We start from the raw sequence: 22,328 nt of genomic DNA, 5'->3' as shown, positions 1-22,328 counted from the left end.
TACCTAGCAATCTCGTTGGGTTGTTTCCTTCAGGAAAAGTTTATAGAGCTAGATAGCTAAGAATCAACGAACTTAAGCATAAGTATGAAATGGTCAATTTGGGTCAGCGCAACTCTAACCCATCAAGAAATTAGGAATAGCGCTCGACTGACTTTTCTTTCTCCGCACCGAATTGAGTCAACTATAAAGGAACTTGCTTAAAAAGCCAAACGTTGTCCTAACCTAGCTGCGTTCGGCAGTACTACAAGGATTGACCGGCCGCTTGTAAGGTTTCGATGACAGGATTTTTGGGGTCCTTGAGATCAATGAAGGCTACTTGCTCTAGATCGACTTTTTGGCTGAGCGATCGCAGCTGATCTAATGCCGCTAGCTGTGCTGCAAAATGATCCCCATACGCACCAATATGCACCAAGCCTAGCTCACTGCGCAAAATTAGATTGTTTGGATCACTCCAATTGATTGCTGTGATCTTAACAGGGCTACGCTGAATTTCATGATAAATCACTTGCCAGGTGCCGGCATAGCCAGGGCGCATTCCTTCAACTGTAAAAGTGGGGATCGCGATTTCTGCGCCTAGCTTAGAAAAGCTGTCGCGCGGCATCCAGTAACCTTGAGCGTCAATCAAGCCAGGTTCTTGAAAAGGTTGATTAGGAACGGATGGCAGAGGCTGGGCTTGGCTGGGAAGGGCGATCGCTACGGGCTGGCGTTCTGTAATCTGTACATGAAGACCCGGTGGGAGCAGCCGTCGACTCACCCTTGCTGATTCGATCGCAGCTTGCTCAATTAATGTTTGTGCTAGCTTATCCGATTCGACTTCTAGCAATGTCTGTGGATAGGCTATTGGTATCAGGTCGCGCACATTTTGATCTGACAGCGTTTGATTGTCGCTAATCTCTATCTGCCTGGCGCTGTGTAATAGCCAAGCTGGGGATCTAGCTACCCACACCGTCCCTCCTATAAAGCTGACCATCACTAGCGATCGCCAGATCCGTTGATAAAACTTGATCCTCCGCTTTTTCTTCAGCTGTCGCCTACGCTCAGCTAGGTCATTCACTTGGGGTGTTTTCATATCCCGAACAATGTCATACGAAGGGTACATATGTTGATGGCTAATTGCTTGCTAGTTACTCGAAGGCCATACCGTAAACGGTTTGTTCCGAACGAATTGTTTCGTGAACCGTTGAAAAGCTGTACGAGAAAGCCATACGAAGAACCAACCTAAGTTGTTAATCCCCTGACGCTAGAGCTGAATCTAAGAGCTAAGAACTCGTGCCGACGCTCATGTGCCAGCTATTTTTTGAAGGGGATTATATCAACCAAACTTTCATATAGGCTAATTTGTTAAGCAGACTTCCCTGCGTATGCCTCTCAACTGCCAGCTCTCTAACTATTGCCTCTATTACTATTGCCTCTATTAAACCTGTTGCCTCTATCAAGTTAGTCAGGCAAGTTAGCCAGGGGATATTTTAGCTACAACAGAGCTTCTCGAGCCTCAGCTATTTACCCTCGCTATCTACTCAACCACTTGAGTTTGTAGCGACCACTTATGAACTAAAAAATCGAACCATTGACGTGCTATTTCTCCATCTGTGAATGGAATGCTCTTTTTCTTACCCTCTTTCAAGGTAAAGCCTAATGTAAATCGGCCTTGCTTCGGCGGTTGCTCAAGATCAATGCCTTGGCCATCTACCTCCATACAAAGGTGCTTGACCTGAAGTAGATCCAAAGTCTCTGTTTCTATTACACCATTGCGGGTCGGCCGTCCCCATGTCAGCTGATTTTCCTGCTGACCTAGTACCGCATAAATATCGAATTTAGCTCGCTCAAAATGACTTGCCCACTGCTTGTAAACCTCTACTTTTCGATACTCATTCCAACCTGCCCACGTCAGCCCAATGAAGATAGCCAGCAGCGGCAACCATAATAACCCTCTAACCACATCGTGCCCTCGATAGATTGCCTCAAATGCAAATTCACAGCTTGAAAATCAAGTGTTAACTCTTACAACGAATACACTTAATTCTGACATCTCCTCATCCATCTTCATGAAATGATGGGAGAGATAGACGTCTACTGTTCCTCTTGTTCCTCCAAAGTCCTCTGGAGTCATAAAGCTCTAAAAGTTAAGTATGACCAGTTACCATGCGCCAAAAAAGCAACGGTATTACAGGCTACTAAGCGCTTAGAAAAGAACTTAAAAATAAGCGCTTAAAATCGAGGAGCTACAGGGACATATAAATTAGACTCTATTATGACCAAATCTTTTCGTGGAGAGCGTATAAATGCTGTCTTTAGTTGCTGCTGCAGGTGTAGTCCCTAACACGGTCACGTGGGGGCCAAATGTTGCCATCGTCATGATTATCTGTAATCTGATTGCCTTCGCTATTGGCAAGCAGGTCATTCAAATTCCTGATGCTGGCCCTGCGCCCGGTACATTTTTAGGCCTGGGTTTGCCTGCCCTATTAGGCGTTACTAGCCTAGGGCATGCTATTGGTGTTGGCGCTATCTTGGGCTTGGCAAATATAGGCGTTCTATAGCCTAGCATTTATCTATAACGGCCTGGCTTGAGCAGCGTAGTTGTCAGAGCTAGGCCATCGCTCAGAATAAAGATGTGTCTGGTGATAAATATGTTTGGTGTCAACTGTTTGGTGTCAATTCACCAGGTATAGCTTTATTTGGCTTCGTCTAATACTGCCTGTAGTCGTTGCCGAAATTCTCCCTTTGGATGACCGCCCTTCACCTCACCCACAATCTTAAATTCACCTTGGGGATCGTCACAAACGATATACGTTGGCCAGCCCATATCTGTTTTATTCGGATACTGAGCTAACAGCACTTGTCGGTACTTTCGGTAGGTTGCGGTATCTTGCATCTTGATATCGACAAAATCTAGCGATAGTTCCTTTGCAATCTTCTCATCATAGAAAGACATCTTATGACAGATGCCGCAGTCTTCGGATGAGAACTTTAAGACAGCTAGAGACATGGCTCGTACACTAACGTAGAGAACCCTTTCATTTTCTCTCGCTTCATTCATGATTGCAATCTACCCTGGTAGCTTTGATCCCATTACCCTAGGCCATTTGGACATCATCACTCGTAGCAGCAAGCTGTATGAGCGCGTCATTGTCGTAGTCTCGCGTAATCCGGGTAAGAAGCCGCTCTTCCCGGTCGAAAAGCGGCTAGCGCAGATCCGGCAGGTGATTGATCACCTTGATAATGTTGAAGTTGATAGCTTCAATGGGTTGACGGTCACTTATGCCAAAGCGCGCCAGGCTCAGGTACTCATTAGAGGGCTACGAGTACTTTCTGATTTTGAGAAGGAGCTACAGATGGCACATACTAATAAGACACTATCTCCTGAGATTGAGACTGTGTTTTTAGCAACCTCTACTGAGTATAGTTTTTTGAGCAGTAGTCTTGTCAAAGAGATTGCTAACTTCGGTGGTCCCATCGACCATCTGGTGCCTGCCCACATTACCCGCGACATTGAAGATTGTTATGGAAAGAATAGACGTTGAGAGTAGGCTTTATTCAATACTATTATGAGGAGATATAAGGAGAGAACGCGATCAATAGGCTGGGTGATCGCCCAGCGATATTAGTGCTCTATCGACTTTGAAAGTCACCATTTCTTGAAAATACCTTAACTAAAAACTTTGTGAACACTTCTGCAAACGGCGAATATTCCCAAGCTTCGACCTCTGAGCGATTTAGTATTCAGCAGGAGCTAGATCGGATCGAAGAAATTGTGCTTGAAAGCCCTAGAGTGCCGCTTTCAGGTAAGACCATCGTGTCTGAAGATGAGCTGCTCGACCAGTTAGATGTGGTCCGAGTGAACTTGCCTGCAGCCATTCAAGAGTCGGTGCAGATCGTTCAGCAGCGAGAAGGAATTCTACTGGATGCAGATCAGGTTGCACGAGAGATCATCACTTCAGCCGAAAAGCAGGCAGCAGACATCCTCAACGATATGGCTATTGTCCGACAGGCTGAATTACACGCATCCCAGCTAAGAGAGCAAACTGAGCGAGAATGTGCAGCGCTCAAAGATAAGACTCTCAATGAGATCGAACAGTTACAGACTCAGGCTCGGAAGGAATGGGAGGAGACCCGGGCTCGAACGCTTAGCGAAGCTAAGACCATTCAAGAAGATGCGGATACCTATGCTGACCAGGTGCTAGCAAACATGGAGCGTCAGTTTATGGAGATGCTCCATATTCTGCGTAATGGACGTCAGCAGATTCAGGGGGGACAATCATTAGATACTGAAACGGCCACTCCACAGTCGCAGATTAATCCTACGACGGGCGCAGCTCGTCCGGCCACCCGCCGTGAAGCAACGCTTGCTAGAGCCCTGTCAGAACGTCCGTCTCCTCAGAGAAATCCAAGTGCCCGTTCATGATTGGATACGTCAAGGGAATTCTGGCGGATAGTCAGAAGCTGCCTAACGGTCGAGTGATTGCGACAGTAGAGGCGGGCGGCGTGGGCTACGATATGCAGGTGAATCCACGAACGCTGAGTCAGCTGCCCCAGGTTGGTGAGCCGGTCAGGATATTTACTCATCTACAAAGCCGAGAAGATCTACAGATGCTGTTTGGTTTTAGTAGCAAGGCTGAACGAGATGTGTTCCGGCTGCTGATCTCAGTAAGTGGCATCGGTTCGCAGATGGGGATGTCATTACTAAATGCATTGGGGTTGAACGAGCTGATCCAGTCGGTAGTGAACGGCAATGCGAGGGTGTTGACTCGTACCCCTGGGGTAGGTAACAAGACGGCAGAGAGAATTATTTTAGAGCTGAAAACGAAGCTAAGTGAGTGGCGATCGCACTCCGGTATTGTGGCACCGACAGGCGGACCAATATCAGCGGTGCAAGAGGATGTTGAGATGATGCTAGTAGCTTTGGGGTACAGCAACAGCGAGATTAGTAAGGCGCTAGTAGCCGTTGGCAATGGAACGGCGCTCAGTAAGAGTGATGATGTAGAAGATTGGATCAGAGAAGCGATCGCCTGGCTCAGTCAATAGGCTTAGTCAATATCAGTCGATAAACGCTGGCTTTTAGCCGACGCCGGCTCAAGACTGCCTGCCCAATCCCAGATAAATAACTGAGTGGACTGAGCAGGGAGTTAGAGTCAAAAACAATCTCCTAAAAGGGATCGCTCTTCATGTGTAGGAATATGCCCTAATAAAAATTACTCAGGGGCTGCCTCAGGGCTTGCCTCAGGGACTGTCTCAGGGCTTGCCTCAGGGACTGCCTCGGTGGTTTCTTCTATGTCTACAGAAGGGGTTTCTGGCACCTGATTGGTGACGTTCACATCGGGAACATCGACTTCTGGCATCTGAACGTTCACATCTGGAACCGTTACATCAGGGGCCTCGACAGCAGGTGTAGGCACTTCTTTCTCAATTACTGTCGTCTCCCTCTCGATGGTTGTCTCTCTTTCAATTTGAGGAACTGAAACTGGGTCAACATCAGCGCGATCGCCCATCAAGAAATAAATTGCGGCGCCTGCACCGGCTGCTAGCAGTGCAATACAAAGACCGAAGACAACGCCACTAGCGGCGCTGTCATTCGCACGGGCCTGTGCGATTGCTCGCTTTTGACCTCTAACACTGTCTTGTACATAGCTTTCATCAGTACGGCCTTGTACATAGCCATCACGACGCGCGACTTCTTCTGGTGTTGGCTGTCTACCAACAATGTTGTCCGGATGCTGGTTGGGAAGATTGTCGTTAGTAGCCATAGTTTTATCTCCAAGTCGATGGTTGAGCAGTCATAGCTTCTCAAGCCTTTTAGAACGTTCGTTCAAAGCCAAATAAAAGTAATTAAGCGCTGATGCCTTATATGAATACCCAATAGCCAAAAAAAAGCACGATTTTCTTATCAGGAATACGCAAGGTTGACAAAGCCAATATCGAATCGAATCCACTCGTTCTTCGCAGAGAGGTTTTGTACCAGAGGATACGATCAATTTTCTTGATCTTCTAAATTGTCAAAGCAGCAGAAAACCGCTTTATAGCGTTCGCTAATTCAAGTTTTCTAAATTTGATTTATCCGATAGTTGTCGATATAGCGCCTAGCGCTCACAGCATTTCCAGTGTTGATCTAGCTGCTAACTTTTGGGCTTTCTGTTTGCTACGACCGCTCCCACGACCGTAGGACTTACCACCAATTTGGACCTCGATAACAAACTCTTTGGCATGATCAGGGCCTAGCGTGCTAATTTCTACATACTCAGGTACGCTACCCGTTGTTTTTTGAGCCCACTCCTGTAAGCGCGTTTTATCATCTTTGACACCGGCTTCTACATCTGGGGCGATCGCCGACTCGAATATCGGTGTTATATAGTCCTTCACTAGCTGCAGGTTGTGCTCTTGATCTAGAAAGTACGCTCCGATTAGCGCCTCAAATGCGCTGCAAAGCAAGCGAGCACTCTTCCTAGCACCTTCCTTCTCAGCTCCCTTTCCTAACCGTAGATACTCGTCAAGCTTTAGTCCTTGAGCAAAGCGATGCAGTTGAGATTGATCTACCAAAGCTGATCGCATCGGCGTCAGCTCACCTTCGGACTGCTTTGGAAAGCGAACGAATAAATACTCTGCGCTTAGAAAAGTCAAGATCGCATCGCCTAAAAATTCTAGGCGTTCATTGTGCTCTGTGGCAGTCGGCTGCTCGTTAGCAAAAGACTTATGGGTCATCGCCTGCTGCCAAAGCGCAGAATTAGTGAAAGTAGGCAGCGAGAATGTCGCGCTAGTTTCTTCCATAGCTGGCATCTAGAATTCTTCCTCAAAGTAGTCCTTTAGGACTGATTTTCTATCCAGGCTTGAACCCCATCAGCGAGCGTTTTGGCAAGCTCTTTTTGGGCAGCTTCATCGGTGATCCATTCAAACTCTTCTGGATTGATCATAAAACCTAGTTCTAAAAGAACAGAAGGTGTTACAGAGGGCCGAGTCAGCGCTAAGTTGTTCCAGAAAACACCATACGATTCGCGTCCTAGATTATCGACGAGATAGTCGTGTAAAAAAGTGGCTAGATCATGCGCCTGCGGGTAGTACCAAAAAGTTCCAATGCCAGCGGTATTCAGGGCATCCCCTGCATCGGGCAAAGCGTTGTAATGTATGCTCAAAGCCATGGTGGGTTCTGTCGCATCGATAACTTCTACGCGATCGCGTGGGAAGAGATCGTCGTCGCCTTCACGGGTCATTACGACGCTTGCCCCCCGGTTTTCTAACTCATCTCGCAGTAGCTTAGAGACAATCAAAGTGACATCTTTCTCAGGGTAGCCTGTAGGTCCACGCGCACCTAAATCCTCACTACTGCCATGGCCAGGATCTAGCAGGATTGTCGTACCTCCCAAGCGATCGCTGAGCCGGTCGCCGGGCGGTGCATGCCGCAAAGAAAGAATTAGGCTAGTCCCTTCGTAGCGAGTTTTGTATCCCCACTGCTGCGGTTCTTTGAAATGAAAAACAAACTCGGCGCTATTCGTTAGCAGCGGATGAAAGTCCATTCTTTCTACGACCGGATCATCCGAGAAATAGATAGTGTCTGTTTGCGGCGTTGTGTTGTGCAAGGTCAAAGATAGCGACTGTGTATCTTGTGTAATCGTGATTGGCACGGTTGTTTGCAGCGGGAAAATGACTTCAGTCCAATCTTCAACCTGGCGAGCGGTAATACCTCTCATAATGCTAGTCGGCGGTATAGAGGCGCTGCTAACGGCTGTCTCAGCTGCTTTTATCCAGCCGCCGTAGTCTAACCTAAGCCATTCGCCTTCTCGTCCGGTAATCGCAGCGCGAGTCCCCGCCGGCAGAGGGGTGATGCGTGAGTAACTAGTGCTAGGCCCAACGCGAGCTACGCCTTGAGCGGCAGTCACTTCTGCAACGTCTAGACTGGTAGAAGAAAGGATATTCACTTGGCCAGGGGCATCGGCCGTAACTGTGTTGCCCTCAGAGCTTAAGGTAAAACGTGGCGTTCCCAAGTGGCCTGTGTGCTCGAAGGCTGTGCAGCCCGCGTACTCGGTAGCGCGGCTATTCGTCGCTGAAGAGATAGGCTCTATTTGGTCGGTTAGAACCGAGGAGTTTGGCGGCAACTCAACGTTCGATTGTGGGGCGAGCGTAATCGTCTGATCTCCCAGGGTGGCAGATACCACGGCGTCTGTAGGGGCGATCGCGCTGAGACAAATTACCTCACCTGGCAGCCGAGCAATATCTTCAGCAGGTGTCAAAGACCCTTCAGCAAAATCAGTGCCATCAGGTAGCACTGGCTCTGTCGATACTCGGTTGATCTTTAAAGTCAGTTTCTGGTCGCCTTGGGCTAGTGTGACTATATTTTCGCCAAATTCCAGCGGTAAAGTGGGCGCAAAGTGTCCATCCTCACTACGGTTTTGAATCGCTTGCCCGTTGATCGTTACTGGCTTACTTGGGTCGGCGGTGCCAATGAAAAAAATGCGATCAGCTACTGTCTGATGCTCTAGGGGTGGGTAGGCAACAAAGAGGCTACCAGGCGGAGATTGCAAGGGAGACTGGGTTATTTCGGTGCCTTGGTAGCTTTGGGCGATCGCCTCTCTGGGTGAATAGAGTGCCACTAATCCAATCAGGCTCCAGAAGATGCTCAGCTGATTGCGATCACCAAAAACACCCACAACCCTACTCCCCTTAAGATAGCTGCATCGAGAACAAAATTTGACGCATTCTACCTTAGCACTCCAGCCAGAATTAACTGTCTAGGCGCTTCACTTAATCAAGCTCCACAAAGGAAAAGTTCAAGATGCGTTTGCATTCTATTCCTTATGGCACAATTGACGGGTTGAGCCTAAGTCCTGCAAAAAGTCCATGACCAAATTCGTCTTTGTAACCGGCGGTGTTGTTTCTAGTATTGGCAAAGGGATTGTGGCTGCTAGTCTAGGTCGGCTGCTGAAGTCACGCGATTATTCAGTTTCGATTCTAAAGCTCGATCCCTACATCAATGTCGATCCAGGCACCATGAGTCCGTTTCAGCATGGTGAGGTATTTGTGACCGAAGACGGCGCGGAGACAGATTTAGATCTTGGCCACTACGAGCGCTTTACCGATACATCTATGTCGCGGCTCAACAGTGTGACCACTGGCGCTATTTATCAATCTGTGATCAATAAAGAAAGGCGAGGTGACTACGAAGGGGGTACTGTTCAAGTCATTCCCCATGTCACTAACGAAATCAAATCGCGGATTCATCGAGTAGCTCGTAATCGCAATCCCGATGTGGTGATTGTAGAGATTGGTGGCACGGTTGGTGATATCGAGTCTTTGCCGTTCATGGAGGCTATTCGTCAGTTCAAGCAAGATGTTGGCCCGCATGATGTTCTCTATATGCATGTGACCCTAATTCCCTGGATTCCAGCGGCGCATGAGCTAAAGACAAAGCCCACTCAGCACTCAGTCAAAGAACTGCGATCAATCGGAATTCAGCCAGACATTTTAGTTTGCCGAAGTGAGCGACCTTTGCGAGAGGAGCTACGACAGAAGATTTCTAGCTTCTGTAACGTACCACTCCCTTGCGTGATTCAAGCGCTCGATGCTCGCAGCATCTATGAAGTGCCGCTGTACATGGAGAAGGAAGGCCTCGCTGAGCAGACGCTAGACTTCTTGCAGTTAAGTCAGCGATCGCCTGATCTAACCAAGTGGACGACGCTGGTCCAACGCATGCATCGCCCTAGTAAATCAATAGAAGTGGCTATTGTCGGTAAATATATACAGCTAAACGATGCGTATCTATCGGTGATCGAAGCCCTTACCCATGCAGGAACTCACTTCGAGACGGAGGTCAAAATCCGCTGGGTAGATTCAGAAGACATTGAGCAACATGGACCGCAAAAACACTTGAAAGAGGTGGCCGCGATTATCGTTCCAGGTGGATTTGGCTCTAGGGGGGTAGACGGCAAAATCCAAACGATTCAATATGCGAGAGAAAATCGAATTCCGTTTCTAGGCTTGTGTTTAGGAATGCAGTGTTTGGTAATGGAATGGGCGCAAAATATTGCAAAGTTAGAGCAAGCGAATAGCTCTGAGTTTGATGAGCAGACCGCCAACCCAGTCATTAGCTTAATGCCTGAGCAAGAGGATGTTGTTGATCTAGGCGGAACAATGCGTCTAGGTCTATGGCCTTGCCGGATAGAGCCGAATACATTGGCGAGCAAACTCTACAACAAAGAAGTGATCTACGAGCGTCACCGTCACCGCTATGAATTTAATAATGCCTATCGCAATCTGTTCTTAGAGACAGGTTTTATGGTGAGTGGGACTTCTCCAGACGGCAGGCTCGTCGAGATTGTAGAGCTGCCAAGTCATCCATACTTTATTGCCTGTCAGTTTCATCCTGAATTTCAATCGCGGCCTAGTACACCTCATCCGATGTTCTTAGGATTGGTTGAAGCAGCGCTAAAAGATAACACGTTTGTAGAAGAAATCAAGCGAATGGAGACTTCTGTAAGCGTTTGAAGAGTTCAGCATCGTTTCGAGGGTTTTATCTACCATTCATCCTGGTGCTAGCAGCAGTGCTGCGGTTGTATCGGCTGACGGCGAAGCCTCTCTGGGTCGATGAACTCTATACCGCTTTCTACAGTTTGGGGAAAAGTTTGGATATGATTCCCTTTGGGGAGTTGCTTCCTCCCGAACGATACTGGGCGTTAATTGCCGATCCAGGCACGCCTTGGCAGGCGGCGCAGGCAGTGACGACGTATAGCAATCATCCACCACTGTTTTTCATGTTGATGAATGGCTGGCTACAAAGCGTAGGCACTTCTATATGGAGCCTGCGGGCTTTTGCGGTGGGATGGGGCTTAGTAGCTGTGATCGGAGTGTTCTACTTAGGCCGACGAATAGGCGGAAATCGTACTGGTCAAATCGCTGCTCTGCTGATGGCCGTCTCTCCATACGGCATTTATCTATCGCAAGAGGCTAGACACTACAGTTTGGCAGTGGCGATCGCCACTTTTGTACTGGTGAACTGGATAGCCTTACTCCAAGGAGAACGTACTTTCTGGCGATGGCTTAGCTGGGTTGGCCTGAATGTGCTAGGTCTTTACGTTCACTACTTCTATGGCTTTGGCCTGATCGCTCAGTGGCTAGTTACCGCGGTGGTTCTGCTCAGGCGACTTCAAAGCCGCACTCAAACGCTAGCTCAGACGCTAAATCAATCGTTTGGCTGGTTGCTGGCAATCATAGCTACAGCCCTACTCTATTTCCCTTGGGGGCCTACTGCGCTTACACACTTTCAAAGCGATGGTGGAACGAGCTGGTTAAGTCACGATATCCCTCTCTACCAGACGGTTTTATACCCTGTAGTCCACACATTAGCCGCAGCGGTTTTTATGCTAGTGCTGCTGCCGGTAGAACAGGTGCCGTTATGGATGTCAATTCCATCTGCCCTGATCATGCTAAGTGTCTTCGGCATTGTAATACGTCAGTTTATTCAGGGTTGGCAAAAGAATTTACGGATATCAGCCTCTTATTCCAATTCAAAATCCTATTCGCCTGCTTGTGATCTACATGCTGCTGATCTATGGGTAGACGCGCCACTGGTGAGCTATACAACAGTTGTGTTTGCAATCATGATGGCTATCACCTACGGGCTAGGTAAAGATCTGACTAGGGCACCGCGCTATTTCTTTATGCTGTATCCGACTGTAAGCGTCATGTTAGCAATAGGGCTAGAGCGGCAACGACGTTGGGTGCTAAGCGTGGTGATTACCGCTGGCGTTCTCAGCCAAATCCTAATTAGCTATGACATTAGCCTACTGAAGCCATATTTGCCCGGACAGATTGGAGCTCGCATCGCGGCTGAATCTTCTCCTACGGTCGTTCTGATGATGTCTGGTCAAGATAGTCAAGCTAGCTATCAGGCGCTTTTTCTAAGCTATATATTAGCCATCCCACAGACCATTCCTCCGACCTTAGCGACTCAGATAGCGCTAACTGAGTCAGCCAGTTCCAGCATCTGGTCACCTGATATTAGCAGCAGCCCTCCAGATGACTCAGTGCTTTGGCTCATAGAGCCCAAGCGCGAAACACCTTTCCCACAGGCAGTCGTATTGTCTATTCAGACCTGTTTACCTACAGGTGAGGGAATCAACACAGAAGGCACTCGTCAGCAAAGATATCAGTGCAGTGGTAAGGTCCCTAGTGATGAGTGAACTCTTTATTTGAAACCATCTTTGAAATGATTATGCCAGCTCGCAGAGCTTCACAGATTGTGTCACAGTCTCTCGAATCAAATCGCTATACTCAACTTTAGGACAGCCACCCTCTCAACCTTATAAGGATCGCCACTATGACGTTTTGGACTACGACGTTTTGGACAGTGACATCTCGACTGATGAACTCTCTTGCTAGGCTCAAGCGAGGAGGTTTGGCACTCACTGGTGCTTCGACAGTCATGATGCTATCCCTTTTGTCTAGTCCTGCTCTAGCTGGCGATCCCTTCCGTCCGGGCAACGAATACAACATCGGTTCTAATGCAGAAGCTGCCTTCGAAGCCTTCTTTAAAGAGGGTGACTACATTCGTGCTCAAGAAGCGATAGATTTGGCACTAGATTCTGAGGGCGATGAGCCGCTAGTCCATGGCTTAGCGGCTTCTATGGCCTACCTAGATGGTGATTTTGACACCATGGCCCTTCATGCGGAGCTAACTAAATCAACTGCTGCTGCCCTGCTAGAGAGTAGACCTCTTCGAGGACATCTCTATTCTGCAGTCGGCATCTTTCTAGACGGTGCTCACTTAATGTCTACTCAAGGCGTCGCTCGTAGTACACCCACGGCGCTAGGTATGCTTCAGCAGGTGTTTGGTCACTTAGATGAAGCCGAAAAAATTGATAAAACCGATCCGGAGTTGAACTTGGTTCAGGGGTTTATGGATCTGATGCTGGCGGTCAATCTACCCTTCTCAAATCCTGAAGAAAGTATCGAACGCCTAGCGCAGTACAGTAGCCCTAACTATCTGACCTATCGAGGAATTGCACTGGGCTACCGCGATCTTGGCCGGATATCAGATGCCATGATCGCCGTAGATAGAGCCTTGCAAGCGGCTCCAGAAAATCCAGAGCTTTACTATTTAAGGGCGCAACTACAGCGGCGCCAAGAACAGACAGCTGCCAGCGTTGAATCCTTTGATAAAGCCTTGACCTACGCCGATCAGCTGCCGCCTGAGATCGCTCGTATGATCTACAAAGAGAGATGTCGGACGTTAGGTGGTGCTTCTGATGCCTGTGTTACGCAGGCAACCGACTTCGTTGCGAATCTGTAGCAAGGTTTTGTAGCGAGAGTGCCGAGTGTGCTTCTACAGGTCAGTCGCCGCCGATTATTGACTCAGGTTAATCATCTAGATTCGTTAGCTAAGCTAGGTTAGTTAGTCACTTGAGTGCTAACTTGAGCGCCATGACTGCGTGGGTCGGATGCATTGGTAGGTGCGTTGATAGGATTAGTGGCTGTATCTACTGTGGAGATGCGGCCACTTATTTGTGCGTAAGGCAACGATTGGTTAGCGATAAGAGCGTTCAGATTTTCAGCTAGGATAGCGCGAGGTAGCTCGCCGATAGCAGCGCCCTGTTCATCACTGTTGGCGGAGAGGAACTCAAAGTGAGGGATACCATCTACGCGGTAGTTGAGCATTTCGGGAAGCCATTTAGTGTTGTCGACGTTTAGCATGACGAAGTTAACCTGATCGCGATAGCTTTCTTTAAGGGCTTGAATATCGGGAGCCATTGCCTGACAGCTCGTACACCAATTGGCATAGAACTCAATTAGGGTAGGTTTTTTATTGGCCATTGCCGCTTCTAATGGCATAGACTGCTGAGCCATTTCAGACAAAGAAGCAGCAGGAGAGTGGGTCTGCACGCCTAGGATGAGGGCAATGCTAAGAATAGCTGCGACGGCTACGATGACAAAGTTTTTGATCCGTTTGCCCGTTTCTGAAGAATCAACCGACATATGTTCATTTGTAAACAACAGCTTTAACTATCTTATCTCTTTGTCAGCTGCTAGGGTGTGAGCTTCAAACTGTCCTAGAAGATAGACTTGGAAAAGCGCCCGTTTTAAGCAGAGTTTCCTCAAAGGGATCTATCTCAAAGAAGTCACTGTCAACAGATGAGGATGAAGAAACAATCGTGAAAAAGCGACTGACTCTCACTTTCCCAAAGCGCACCATCCACATGCCGATCACCTACCGGCTAGCAAAAGACTTCAACGTGGCGGCCAATATCTTTCGCGCGCATGTAGCGCCTGACCAGGTAGGAAAGCTGCTAGTGGAGCTATCAGGCGATATCGATCGGTTAGACGAGGCAATTGAATGGCTGCGTTCAAATCATATTGAGGTGTCACTTGTAAGTCGTGAGATTGTGATTGACCAAGACAGTTGCGTACACTGCGGATTGTGTACAGGGGTATGCCCAACGGAATCGTTGCGACTGGACGCTGAGACTCACAAACTGGTGTTCGTGCGATCGCGTTGCATCATGTGTGAACAATGCTTGCCTAGCTGCCCAGTTCAAGCCATCTCTACGAATCTTTAGATCTTAGGTAACTCAAAAAACCTTCTTAACATCCTGCCAAGCCATGCGCGCCTTTCCTTGGCTATCAACCAGCTTAGTTTTACTAGCCAACATTGCCTTTGGCTCATTTCTACATGAGCATCGAATCTCAGGATTCACTTGGAGCGCAGCAGTTGTCTACGTCGTTTTACAGTGCAGCGTATTGAGCATTGGGTGGGAAGCTTTTCGTAAGTTTGTACTACTTAGATTTAGATCGGATGTTGGCTATTCTTGTACCGCATTAGCTGGCGCTTCTCTAGCAGTGGTCATCGTGGCTTGGGCACAAATATCGAGTTATTTTTTGATGATGGCTGCAGCTGCCCTATTGCTCCGGATTGACTTATACACTCGGAGAATTGGAGCCAAGCGTTCTTTTTTGGCGATGTTGATTGTCTCCCTGATTGGTCTGGGGATCAGCTGGCTACTTTTGGAAGAAACGCAGATATATAGTAGCTAGCAATCGATTACGATATCCCAGACAACAAACGCTATAGAAGAGAGACTGTGCTGAGCTGTGCCGATGAGATCTTTTTGGAGCTAACTGACCAAAGCCACAGACTTTGTGGCACTCAACAAATCGGCACAGGTTTACTTTGTTTTCATAAAGCTGGGGGCCATTGTATCTACAGCACAAGCGTTTAACTGTTGCCCCTATCCCTTGTCAGGCCGTGACGAGGGATATTTTTTTACCTACTTTGCATGAATCGGTCCTTCATAGCTACTTCACAATAGGTTCATAGGCACTTCTTCGCGATCCATTGCATCACAATCGGATTAACCACTTCAGGCGCTTCATCTTGGGGACAATGGCCAATCCCTTCTAACTCAACAAACTCCTCCACAGCCGGGTAGTCAGCGTAGGCTCGGCCTAGCTCAATCGGCTCCCACGGGTCGACTTGCCCCCATAAGATCAGTACCGGGCAAGTGAGCTGGGGCAACAAATCTTCAGCAATAGGCCCCTGTGAATAGCGAATAAACGCTAGAAAAACATCCACTGCGCCAGGATCAAAGGCAGGCTCTAGCAGCAGTGAAACCAGCTCATCTGTAACCTCATCCTTACGTCCGTAGGCCTGACGAAGAATATTCTTGACTGACTTAGGTTTAGCGAGCTGCTTAAAAAACAGTTGGATTAAGGGTCGATAGCCCAGCACCTTTTGAATATAGGGCGTCGAAAGATTGCGATACCACGGTAGGGTCTGACGTTTGCGATCATGTAGCAGGCGCAAAGAGCAGTCAAGTAGTGCCACGCCACGCACCCAGTCTGGCGATCGCACAGCTGTCTGCATGGCCACAATGCAGCCGATAGAGTTAGCGACTAAGAAAGCCGACTGCCCTACCACCTGCTGGCAAAAGTCCAAGATTTGCTCTCCCCAAGTCTCAAAGGTGTAGTCCAGCGGTTTGCCAGGTGTAGGTTTAGCCGACTTGCCATAGCCCAGTAGATCAATTGCATAGACGCTGTAGCAAGTTGCAAAATCAGGAAGATTCTTGCGCCAGTGGATACTAGAAGCTCCGAATCCATGTATCATCACCACTGCTGGGTGTTCGATACCGTCTGACTTTGGGTCTAATTTAGAACTCGAGTGATCGGGTCTGGCATGTTGGTAGCCAATGGTGAATCCTTTCCATTGCCAAGTAGAAAGGACAGGCGCACTTGAACCTAGAACATAGTCTGAGGAGGAACTCGAAGAAAAGTTCGAAGAAGCGCCTAAAGAAGAGCTGGGAGAAGTAGACATTTAGCGTAGAGACTCGATAGCATCAGCAGGTCCAAGCACAGAGAGTACTTGATTGACTAAGCAGCGTTGGGCAGCGACTAGGACATCTGCGATCGTAACAGCAGCGATTTGCTGCTGAAAGTAGTCATCAAATCCTATTCCTAATCCCAAGACTTCATACCACCCTAGGGTTTGGGCAATCTGACTATTCGTCTGTTTACCAAGAGCGTACTGACCCAGTATTTTGTTCTTCGCTACTTGTAGCTCTTCAGCAGTCAGCGGAGTCGTTGTCATACGGGCTAGTTCGCTACGCAGCTCAGATAGCGCTACTGGAACGTTTTCAGGTGCGGTGCCAATGTATGCAATAAACTGCGATGTCCCCAAACGAGTGGGATAGAATGCGGAGACATCATAAGCTAAACCCTTCTTTTCACGTAGTTCAACGAACAGGCGACTAGAGAGTCCATTCCCTAGATAGGTACTGATGATTTTAAGAGCAGCGTAGTCTAGGCTGTTCACTGAACCAGCCAAGTGTCCTAGAATCACAAAAGCTTGATTTGTATTTTGTACAGTGACAATTTTCTGAGCGGCTACTGATACGGGTGGAAATTGTAGCTGTGGCAGTGAGTGGTTAGGCGATCGCCAGTCGCCGAAGTACTGCTCGATTAGTTTGAGCGTGAGTGTAGGCGACTGGCGGCCGACGACAGTGACCACCATATTGTCTGGGCGAAAGTATTGCTGATGAGCAGCAAGCAGATCGGCTTTGGTAAATGACTCAACGCAGCTTTCGGTTTGGGCATGGGTATGGCCGTATGGATGACCTTTATAGAGTGCCTCTCGTAGCTGGTTGTAAGCCACGTTGAAAGGCTGCTCCTTCATCGATCTAAGACTTTGTAGAATCAGGCAGCGTTCTAGTTCTATTTCTGAGTCTGGAAAACTAGGCAATCTGATCACTTCGGCTGCAAGGGCAAGCACGGTTTCAAAATCAGACGAGACAGTCTTGAGGCTGATGGTGCTGTAGTCAGACGAGACATCTGCACCAAAGCCTGCACCAATAGATTCAACAGTCTCAGCGATATCTAACGCGTTTCTATGATGAGTACCCTTAGTTAGTACAGCAGCAAGTAGATCGAAGATGCCTGAATTTGTAGACGTTTCGTAGACGTGACCAGCGCGAATAAAGAAATGAGCCGCAACGATGTCTGCAATCGGATTTTCAATAGCGATGACGGTAAGACCGTTGGCAAGCTGGGTTCGGACGGTAGCGGACTGTTTGGTCGAGATAGAGGTCACGGGGGCCAGGTAGGAGTATGGAGTATTGACTATGCGTCAGGATCTGTGAAATTCGTGAGGTGATGTCTAGCCTATGTGCTAGGTCAGGTAGGAGGGGTAGAAATGTTTTGTGCTGAAAATACTTTCCGACCTGTAGCTCTTTAGATGGTGAAAGCAATGGCAAGCAGCAACGGTAATGGTAAGCAAGGTCTAGTACCTATCTCACAATCTACAATCTAGCCTTTTTTGAGATTTATTCTCTTTTACTTAGCCTTGTTATTTGATTCAGTTGCTCGCTATGAACTAGAGGCAGCTACAAAGTAAGGGGTATTGAGGGGTATATAGAGAAGCGTTAGTAGACGTTGAAAACTTAGCTAGCTGTAGGGTGACCATCCGCACAACATCGTCGCATTAGCTGCGACCAAGCTTGAAGTCTCCACTTTGAAGAGCCTATTGGAAGCCGCTTTAAAAAGCAAAAATCCTTACCCGAAGGAAAGGATCTTAGTTAGTTCGACCGCAGCGCCGTCTTACCTCAGTTTTTGACCTGGGGTGACCAGGTGGGAATCTCGGCTGTAGGCTTATAGTTTCCGAGTACAAGCCCTATTAGGACAAGCTCGGTATACTGCCGCCTCAGGCATCTCGATACCCTACGAATGAAAAACATAGATCAGAAAACATTGTTGGCAGTCACCAACGCCGTAGCCGAACATGAGCCTATCATAGCGAACTGTTTCCTCAGTTCGACAAGGGCAAATCTATACAGAAGCGTGACGGTTATTCACCCTATCAATCAGATTTTCAAAAGTCATAGAAGTTTATATCATGAGCGATACCAAAGTTCTTCGACGGCTTTAATCGTCTCAGCTATTGCCTTATCGTCGCTTGGGCTGTCTGTCAAAATGGTTACATGTCCCATCTTTCGTCCTAGGCGCGATCGCTTTTTTCCATACCAGTAGACATGGGCATCAGGAATCTCTGATAGTGCCTTGCATTGATTTTGATAGCCGCTAGTTGTAGAGTCCGTACCTAGAAGATTGACCATGATTGCACCGAGCTTCTTCAAGTCGGTAGATCCTAATGGGCGGTTGGAAACGGCCCTAAGCTGTTGCTCGAATTGGGACGTGATGCAGGCGTCTAGCGTGTAATGGCCAGAGTTATGAGTTCGGGGGGCGACTTCATTAATGGTGACTTTACCTTGAGCGCTTAAGAATAGCTCTATACCGAGGACGCCAACGAAGTCTAGATGGGTGATCAAGGTAGTTGCGATCGCCCGCACTTGATCATCAATTTCTGGCCCGACCCGAGCGGGCACGATCACCCGACGACAGACCTGGTCAATTTGCTCAGTTTCTACCACTGGATACACGGCTACTTCTCCTGACGCGCTCCTAGCTACCATCACCGCGAGTTCTTTTTCAAACTCAACAAAGGCTTCGAGCAGCACAGGTTGATAGCCTAGCTTTTCCCAAGTAGCCTCCACATCTGCTAGCGTTTTGAGAATAAAAGTGCCCTGTCCGTCGTACCCGTGTCTGCGAGTTTTAAGAACTAAAGGCAAACCAAGTGAGGCGACTTTTTCGGCTAGGCTAGATAATTCAGTCTTGCTTTCTAACGTAGTGAAAGGAAGTGAGGGCAGATTGAGGCGATCGCAATACAGTCGCTGCTCGTACTTATCTAATAGTGGTGAGAGCGCATCGAGAGAAGGTGCAAACAAAGTTTCGGCTTTGTATATTTGACCTTCGATCTGGCGTAGCGCTGATAAGTCGATAAATTCGTTTTCGAAGGTGATGACGTCGCACTGCTTAGCTAGCTGAGCGGTCACCGCTGCATCGTCAACTTCACCAATTAGGGCAGTCTGTGCGATCTTGACCGCCGGATCCTCATTGCTGGGCGTCTGAACATGCAGCGCGATATTCAGCGCCCTAGCGCCAGCCGCCATCATCCAGGCGAGTTGACCGCCCCCTATGACACCAACACGATTTACCTGCTGATATTCATCCGTCATGGCTACTCCTTCTGCTGCGGCTACCTTTAAATAGTACGTGGTAAATAGTACGGAGTTTTTCGACAATTTCTCGTTCTATAGTTCGAAGTTAAACCTCTTTTATTGAAGTGGCTGATAGTTAGCTGCATTGAATCGGTATAGCTTCACAACTCTGTGAGCTACGCCTATTTTCGCTTGTGTTAATCAACAGTTCCATTTTCAACAATTTGGCGCGAAAGTTTCTCTTGTCCAAATCTCTTTCTAAAATCTGTTCGTATATCTGTTGTAATTGCGAGAGCAAACGTTCTTGCGTAAATGTTCTTGGCAAGAGTTCAAACCCGATTGGCTTATAGCGGATCTTGATTTTAAGCCGAGCGATCGCATCGTCCAAGATCTGACTTGGAAAAATGCTATCTACGATGCGATCGCTTTAGATGGAGACCCCGATACAATGGTGGCAACTACAAATAGTCTTGCCAGGGCTTTCTACGGCGGCGGGCTGAATGTGATTCAGCTAAGAATGCCTGCACAGATTAGACCAGCCGCTGCGAGAGATGACTTTGAGCGTCTGTGATCGCTCGCCCGATCTTATTCCTATTCTCTAGCATGAACTTCCCGATTCCCGCATTCTTCAATTCAAAAACCATTAGTCAAATCTGGCGTGTCCCCTACCAACAGCGGGCAGCAGATGCGATCGCCTATCGTCAGGCTCACAACGTCACTGCTGCGCATATGGACACTGCTTGCGTTTGTCTGCTGGCAATTGATGTTCAAAACACTTTCTGTCAACCCGGGTTTGAGCTTTTTGTGGGTGGCCGCTCTGGCATGGGTGCTGTAGAAGATACCCGTCGACTTTGTGAATTCGTGTACCGTAATCTAGGCACGATCACAGAGATTATTCCAACAATGGATACTCACAATGCTGTTCAGATTTTTCATCCTGTTTTCTGGGTAAACCAGGCAGGCGAGCACCCCACGCCGATGACGATGATTTCGTTCGATGACGTGAAACAGAAGAAATGGCAAGTGAACCCTGCGATAGCTAAAGATTTGTCTCGCTGGCAAGCTGATAGACAGTCAGACAATCTAGGACCGGACGCGACTGCTTTTGCCTATCACTATGTTCAAGAGCTAAGCGATCGCGGCAAGTATCCTCTGACTATCTGGCCCTATCACTCTATGTTAGGAGGAATTGGCCATGCACTAGTTCCTGCCTTTGAAGAAGCCTGTTTCTTTCACAGTATGGTGCGCGCTCATCCTACCCAGTTTGAAGCCAAGGGCGATAACCCACTAACTGAGAACTATTCTGTTTTGAGCCCTGAAGTGCTGACGGATGATAGAGGAGAAGCGATCGCCGAGAAAAACAATCAATTAATTCAGCATCTACTTGAATTTGATGCTGTCATCATCGCTGGCCAGGCCAAAAGTCACTGTGTCGCCTGGACCGTCAGCGATCTGCTCGAAGAAATCAAAAGTCGTGACCCAGCCCTAGCCCAAAAAGTTTATTTGCTAGAAGATTGCACTTCACCTGTTGTCGTCCCCGGTGTGGTTGACTTTACTGACTTGGCTAATGAAACCTATGAGAACTTCCATCAAGCAGGGATGCATATTGTTAGATCTGTCAACTCTTTGGAAGAATGGCCTTTGTTTCCTAAAGTAAAGCTAGATTCTCTGTCATAGCTTCGTGGAGTTACTTATAACAGGCTCATCGACTAAAACTGTCGTATGACAGCAGACAACTTGATTATCAAGTGTTCTAAGGTATCGGGGCACTCGACATCCCAAACACTAAAAGCATTTGCAACGTTTGTCCTATCGCTTGAGTTTGGCTATTAAGTCGTCCTCGCCTCTAATCTCGATTTTTCGTTTGGTTTGATGCCAGATATCTGTAGTGCCGCGATAGATTTCCAAAGCGGTGAGCGCGTCCATAGCATCTTGAGGATTACCGCGCTCTAGTAATGACATTAAAAACGCGATCGCCTCTTCTGTTCTTAGTGTTGCGATCGCCAGCAAAAAGTGGCTACGCAGTTCAGCGGTGCGGGTTCTCTGCCACTGACGCTTGATCGCGCCAAAGGCCTCAGAGATACGGGCTTCTCCTAATGCGATCGCCGCTAGCTCTTGTTCCGCCTCACTACCAGACGCTAATTTCTCGAGCACTATGGGAGACTGATCGCTCGAAAGCTTCAGCAGCGCCACAAAGCATTCAGACATTACCTGCGGCTCATAATCGCCAATGTGAACCTTTAGCCGTAGCAACGGAACACCCGCCGGATTTTGACTGTAGCCAATTGCACGAGCGGCCCCAGCCCTAGCGTCATGTTCATCATCGGCCAGTAAGTCTGCAAGTTCGTTGAGCACGTAGGGATAGTTTGCTTGGACTAGACCCAAAGCACACAAGCTTCGTAGCGGTGGGGCAGTATCGATAGTGCCACCATAGACAGGCTCTGGCTGCGTGTAGCGGATGCCAGATAAAAAGAGATCGGTATTGGGTTTTTCTAACTGGTAAAGGGCGTTTGCGATCGCCCATTTTGCCTTGCAGCCGGGGTCTGCTTTTGCACCTTTATCGAGTAGCTTTTGGAAAGCCGAGATCAGATCAGGGATTAGCTGGATGAGACTGTGGCGGACGATGAGTTTGGTTGTCGGAAGGAATGCGATCACTTGCCTACCCTTAAGAATCCGTTGTAATACAACAACATCATCTTTAGCCAAAATCTCTTGTCTTTGAATTGTTCTAATTTGTTCTAGAGCAAGTTCTAACTTTTTTGACTTTGCCACCTATCTACCTCAAGCCAACACGTATATTTTAGGAAG

Annotated in this window: 23 protein-coding genes and 1 other RNA gene; 11 read left to right on the top strand and 13 right to left on the bottom strand. The window is 48.0% G+C overall.

Annotated elements, in window-relative coordinates; translation table 11 throughout:
• Positions 1-241: 241 nt before the first annotated feature.
• Positions 242-1,069 (bottom strand): cell division protein FtsQ/DivIB, encoded by an 828-nt coding sequence (locus S7335_RS04810; protein ID WP_038017096.1) that lies wholly within the window; start codon positions 1,067-1,069, stop codon positions 242-244.
• A gap of 444 nt (positions 1,070-1,513) precedes the next feature.
• A complete protein-coding gene (locus S7335_RS04805) occupies positions 1,514-1,939 on the bottom strand; it encodes a hypothetical protein (protein ID WP_038015634.1) in 426 nt (141 codons plus the stop codon).
• Between the two features lie 343 nt (positions 1,940-2,282).
• Here S7335_RS04805 and psaK point away from each other — a divergent pair, with 343 nt between their 5' ends.
• Positions 2,283-2,537: a photosystem I reaction center subunit PsaK gene (psaK, locus tag S7335_RS04800; protein WP_006457607.1), complete on the top strand. Its 255-nt coding sequence runs from the start codon at positions 2,283-2,285 to the stop codon at positions 2,535-2,537.
• A 134-nt stretch (positions 2,538-2,671) separates the two neighbouring features.
• Here psaK and S7335_RS04795 read toward each other — a convergent pair whose 3' ends face one another.
• Positions 2,672-2,986: a hypothetical protein gene (locus S7335_RS04795; RefSeq protein WP_006454460.1), complete on the bottom strand. Its 315-nt coding sequence runs from the start codon at positions 2,984-2,986 to the stop codon at positions 2,672-2,674.
• A 49-nt stretch (positions 2,987-3,035) separates the two neighbouring features.
• Here S7335_RS04795 and coaD point away from each other — a divergent pair, with 49 nt between their 5' ends.
• The 3 genes from coaD to ruvA all read left to right on the top strand — a co-directional run bounded on the left by coaD (position 3,036) and on the right by ruvA (position 5,022).
• Positions 3,036-3,521 carry a pantetheine-phosphate adenylyltransferase gene (gene coaD / locus S7335_RS04790; protein ID WP_006456486.1) on the top strand — a complete coding sequence of 162 codons (486 nt, stop codon included), beginning with the start codon at positions 3,036-3,038 and terminating at the stop codon, positions 3,519-3,521.
• A gap of 140 nt (positions 3,522-3,661) precedes the next feature.
• Entirely contained in the window at positions 3,662-4,402 is a 741-nt protein-coding gene (locus S7335_RS04785; RefSeq protein WP_006456788.1) for a hypothetical protein, read from the top strand.
• Positions 4,399-5,022 carry a Holliday junction branch migration protein RuvA gene (gene ruvA / locus S7335_RS04780; RefSeq protein ID WP_006456646.1) on the top strand — a complete coding sequence of 208 codons (624 nt, stop codon included), beginning with the start codon at positions 4,399-4,401 and terminating at the stop codon, positions 5,020-5,022. The genes S7335_RS04785 and ruvA overlap by 4 nt, the downstream gene beginning before the upstream one ends.
• Positions 5,023-5,189: 167 nt before the next feature.
• On the opposite strand, the gene S7335_RS04775 is transcribed toward ruvA, so the two are convergent.
• The 3 genes from S7335_RS04775 to S7335_RS04765 form a co-directional block, all read right to left on the bottom strand.
• Positions 5,190-5,741: a hypothetical protein gene (locus S7335_RS04775; protein ID WP_006453510.1), complete on the bottom strand. Its 552-nt coding sequence runs from the start codon at positions 5,739-5,741 to the stop codon at positions 5,190-5,192.
• 340 nt (positions 5,742-6,081) lie between these two features.
• Positions 6,082-6,768 (bottom strand): ribonuclease III, encoded by a 687-nt coding sequence (gene rnc, locus S7335_RS04770; RefSeq protein WP_006455764.1) that lies wholly within the window; start codon positions 6,766-6,768, stop codon positions 6,082-6,084.
• A 26-nt stretch (positions 6,769-6,794) separates the two neighbouring features.
• Positions 6,795-8,633: an N-acetylmuramoyl-L-alanine amidase gene (locus S7335_RS04765; protein WP_006455097.1), complete on the bottom strand. Its 1,839-nt coding sequence runs from the start codon at positions 8,631-8,633 to the stop codon at positions 6,795-6,797.
• Between the two features lie 190 nt (positions 8,634-8,823).
• Between S7335_RS04765 and S7335_RS04760 the strand changes: the two genes are divergently transcribed.
• The 3 genes from S7335_RS04760 to S7335_RS04750 all read left to right on the top strand — a co-directional run bounded on the left by S7335_RS04760 (position 8,824) and on the right by S7335_RS04750 (position 13,270).
• Positions 8,824-10,467 (top strand): CTP synthase, encoded by a 1,644-nt coding sequence (locus S7335_RS04760; RefSeq protein ID WP_006457021.1) that lies wholly within the window; start codon positions 8,824-8,826, stop codon positions 10,465-10,467.
• Complete coding sequence (locus S7335_RS04755) at positions 10,464-12,161, top strand: glycosyltransferase family 39 protein (RefSeq protein WP_006456498.1); 1,698 nt, start codon at positions 10,464-10,466, stop codon at positions 12,159-12,161. Before S7335_RS04760 ends, S7335_RS04755 begins: the two co-directional genes overlap by 4 nt.
• A gap of 137 nt (positions 12,162-12,298) precedes the next feature.
• Positions 12,299-13,270: a Sll0314/Alr1548 family TPR repeat-containing protein gene (locus S7335_RS04750; protein ID WP_006454678.1), complete on the top strand. Its 972-nt coding sequence runs from the start codon at positions 12,299-12,301 to the stop codon at positions 13,268-13,270.
• 98 nt (positions 13,271-13,368) lie between these two features.
• Here the strand turns inward: S7335_RS04750 and S7335_RS04745 are convergent, their stop codons facing one another.
• Complete coding sequence (locus S7335_RS04745; protein ID WP_006454928.1) at positions 13,369-13,953, bottom strand: thioredoxin family protein; 585 nt, start codon at positions 13,951-13,953, stop codon at positions 13,369-13,371.
• 176 nt (positions 13,954-14,129) lie between these two features.
• Here S7335_RS04745 and S7335_RS04740 point away from each other — a divergent pair, with 176 nt between their 5' ends.
• Together S7335_RS04740 and S7335_RS04735 are read left to right on the top strand one after the other, a co-directional pair.
• Positions 14,130-14,534, top strand: coding sequence for an NIL domain-containing protein (locus tag S7335_RS04740; protein WP_038015631.1), 405 nt, complete (start codon positions 14,130-14,132; stop codon positions 14,532-14,534).
• Positions 14,535-14,577: 43 nt separating this feature from the next.
• Positions 14,578-15,009, top strand: a complete 432-nt coding sequence (locus tag S7335_RS04735; RefSeq protein ID WP_006454861.1) for a hypothetical protein — start codon at positions 14,578-14,580, stop codon at positions 15,007-15,009.
• Positions 15,010-15,286: 277 nt separating this feature from the next.
• Here the strand turns inward: S7335_RS04735 and S7335_RS04730 are convergent, their stop codons facing one another.
• The 5 genes from S7335_RS04730 to S7335_RS29165 all read right to left on the bottom strand — a co-directional run bounded on the left by S7335_RS04730 (position 15,287) and on the right by S7335_RS29165 (position 19,818).
• Positions 15,287-16,285 (bottom strand): alpha/beta fold hydrolase, encoded by a 999-nt coding sequence (locus S7335_RS04730; RefSeq protein WP_050765777.1) that lies wholly within the window; start codon positions 16,283-16,285, stop codon positions 15,287-15,289.
• A complete protein-coding gene (locus S7335_RS04725) occupies positions 16,286-17,557 on the bottom strand; it encodes a pitrilysin family protein (RefSeq protein WP_006456610.1) in 1,272 nt (423 codons plus the stop codon).
• A gap of 486 nt (positions 17,558-18,043) precedes the next feature.
• Positions 18,044-18,244: non-coding RNA, 6S RNA (gene ssrS / locus S7335_RS26635), on the bottom strand.
• Between the two features lie 112 nt (positions 18,245-18,356).
• Positions 18,357-19,538, bottom strand: a complete 1,182-nt coding sequence (locus tag S7335_RS04720; RefSeq protein ID WP_006456036.1) for a 5-(carboxyamino)imidazole ribonucleotide synthase — start codon at positions 19,536-19,538, stop codon at positions 18,357-18,359.
• Between the two features lie 118 nt (positions 19,539-19,656).
• A complete protein-coding gene (locus tag S7335_RS29165) occupies positions 19,657-19,818 on the bottom strand; it encodes a hypothetical protein (RefSeq protein ID WP_255346471.1) in 162 nt (53 codons plus the stop codon).
• A 6-nt stretch (positions 19,819-19,824) separates the two neighbouring features.
• On the opposite strand from S7335_RS29165, the gene S7335_RS04715 reads away from it, so the two are divergent.
• Positions 19,825-20,091, top strand: coding sequence for a hypothetical protein (locus S7335_RS04715; RefSeq protein ID WP_038015628.1), 267 nt, complete (start codon positions 19,825-19,827; stop codon positions 20,089-20,091).
• Between the two features lie 32 nt (positions 20,092-20,123).
• Positions 20,124-21,197 (top strand): isochorismatase, encoded by a 1,074-nt coding sequence (locus tag S7335_RS04710; RefSeq protein WP_038017083.1) that lies wholly within the window; start codon positions 20,124-20,126, stop codon positions 21,195-21,197.
• Between the two features lie 132 nt (positions 21,198-21,329).
• Here the strand turns inward: S7335_RS04710 and S7335_RS04705 are convergent, their stop codons facing one another.
• The gene (locus tag S7335_RS04705) at positions 21,330-22,292 is read right to left on the bottom strand and encodes a hypothetical protein (protein WP_006454220.1); all 963 of its coding nucleotides are present in this window, start codon (positions 22,290-22,292) and stop codon (positions 21,330-21,332) included.
• Between the last annotated feature and the right edge of the window lie 36 nt (positions 22,293-22,328).

Origin of the sequence: Synechococcus sp. PCC 7335 (assembly GCF_000155595.1) — a bacterium.
Lineage (GTDB): Bacteria > Cyanobacteriota > Cyanobacteriia > Phormidesmidales > Phormidesmidaceae > Phormidesmis.
This window is presented reverse-complemented; position numbering and strand designations above follow the sequence as displayed.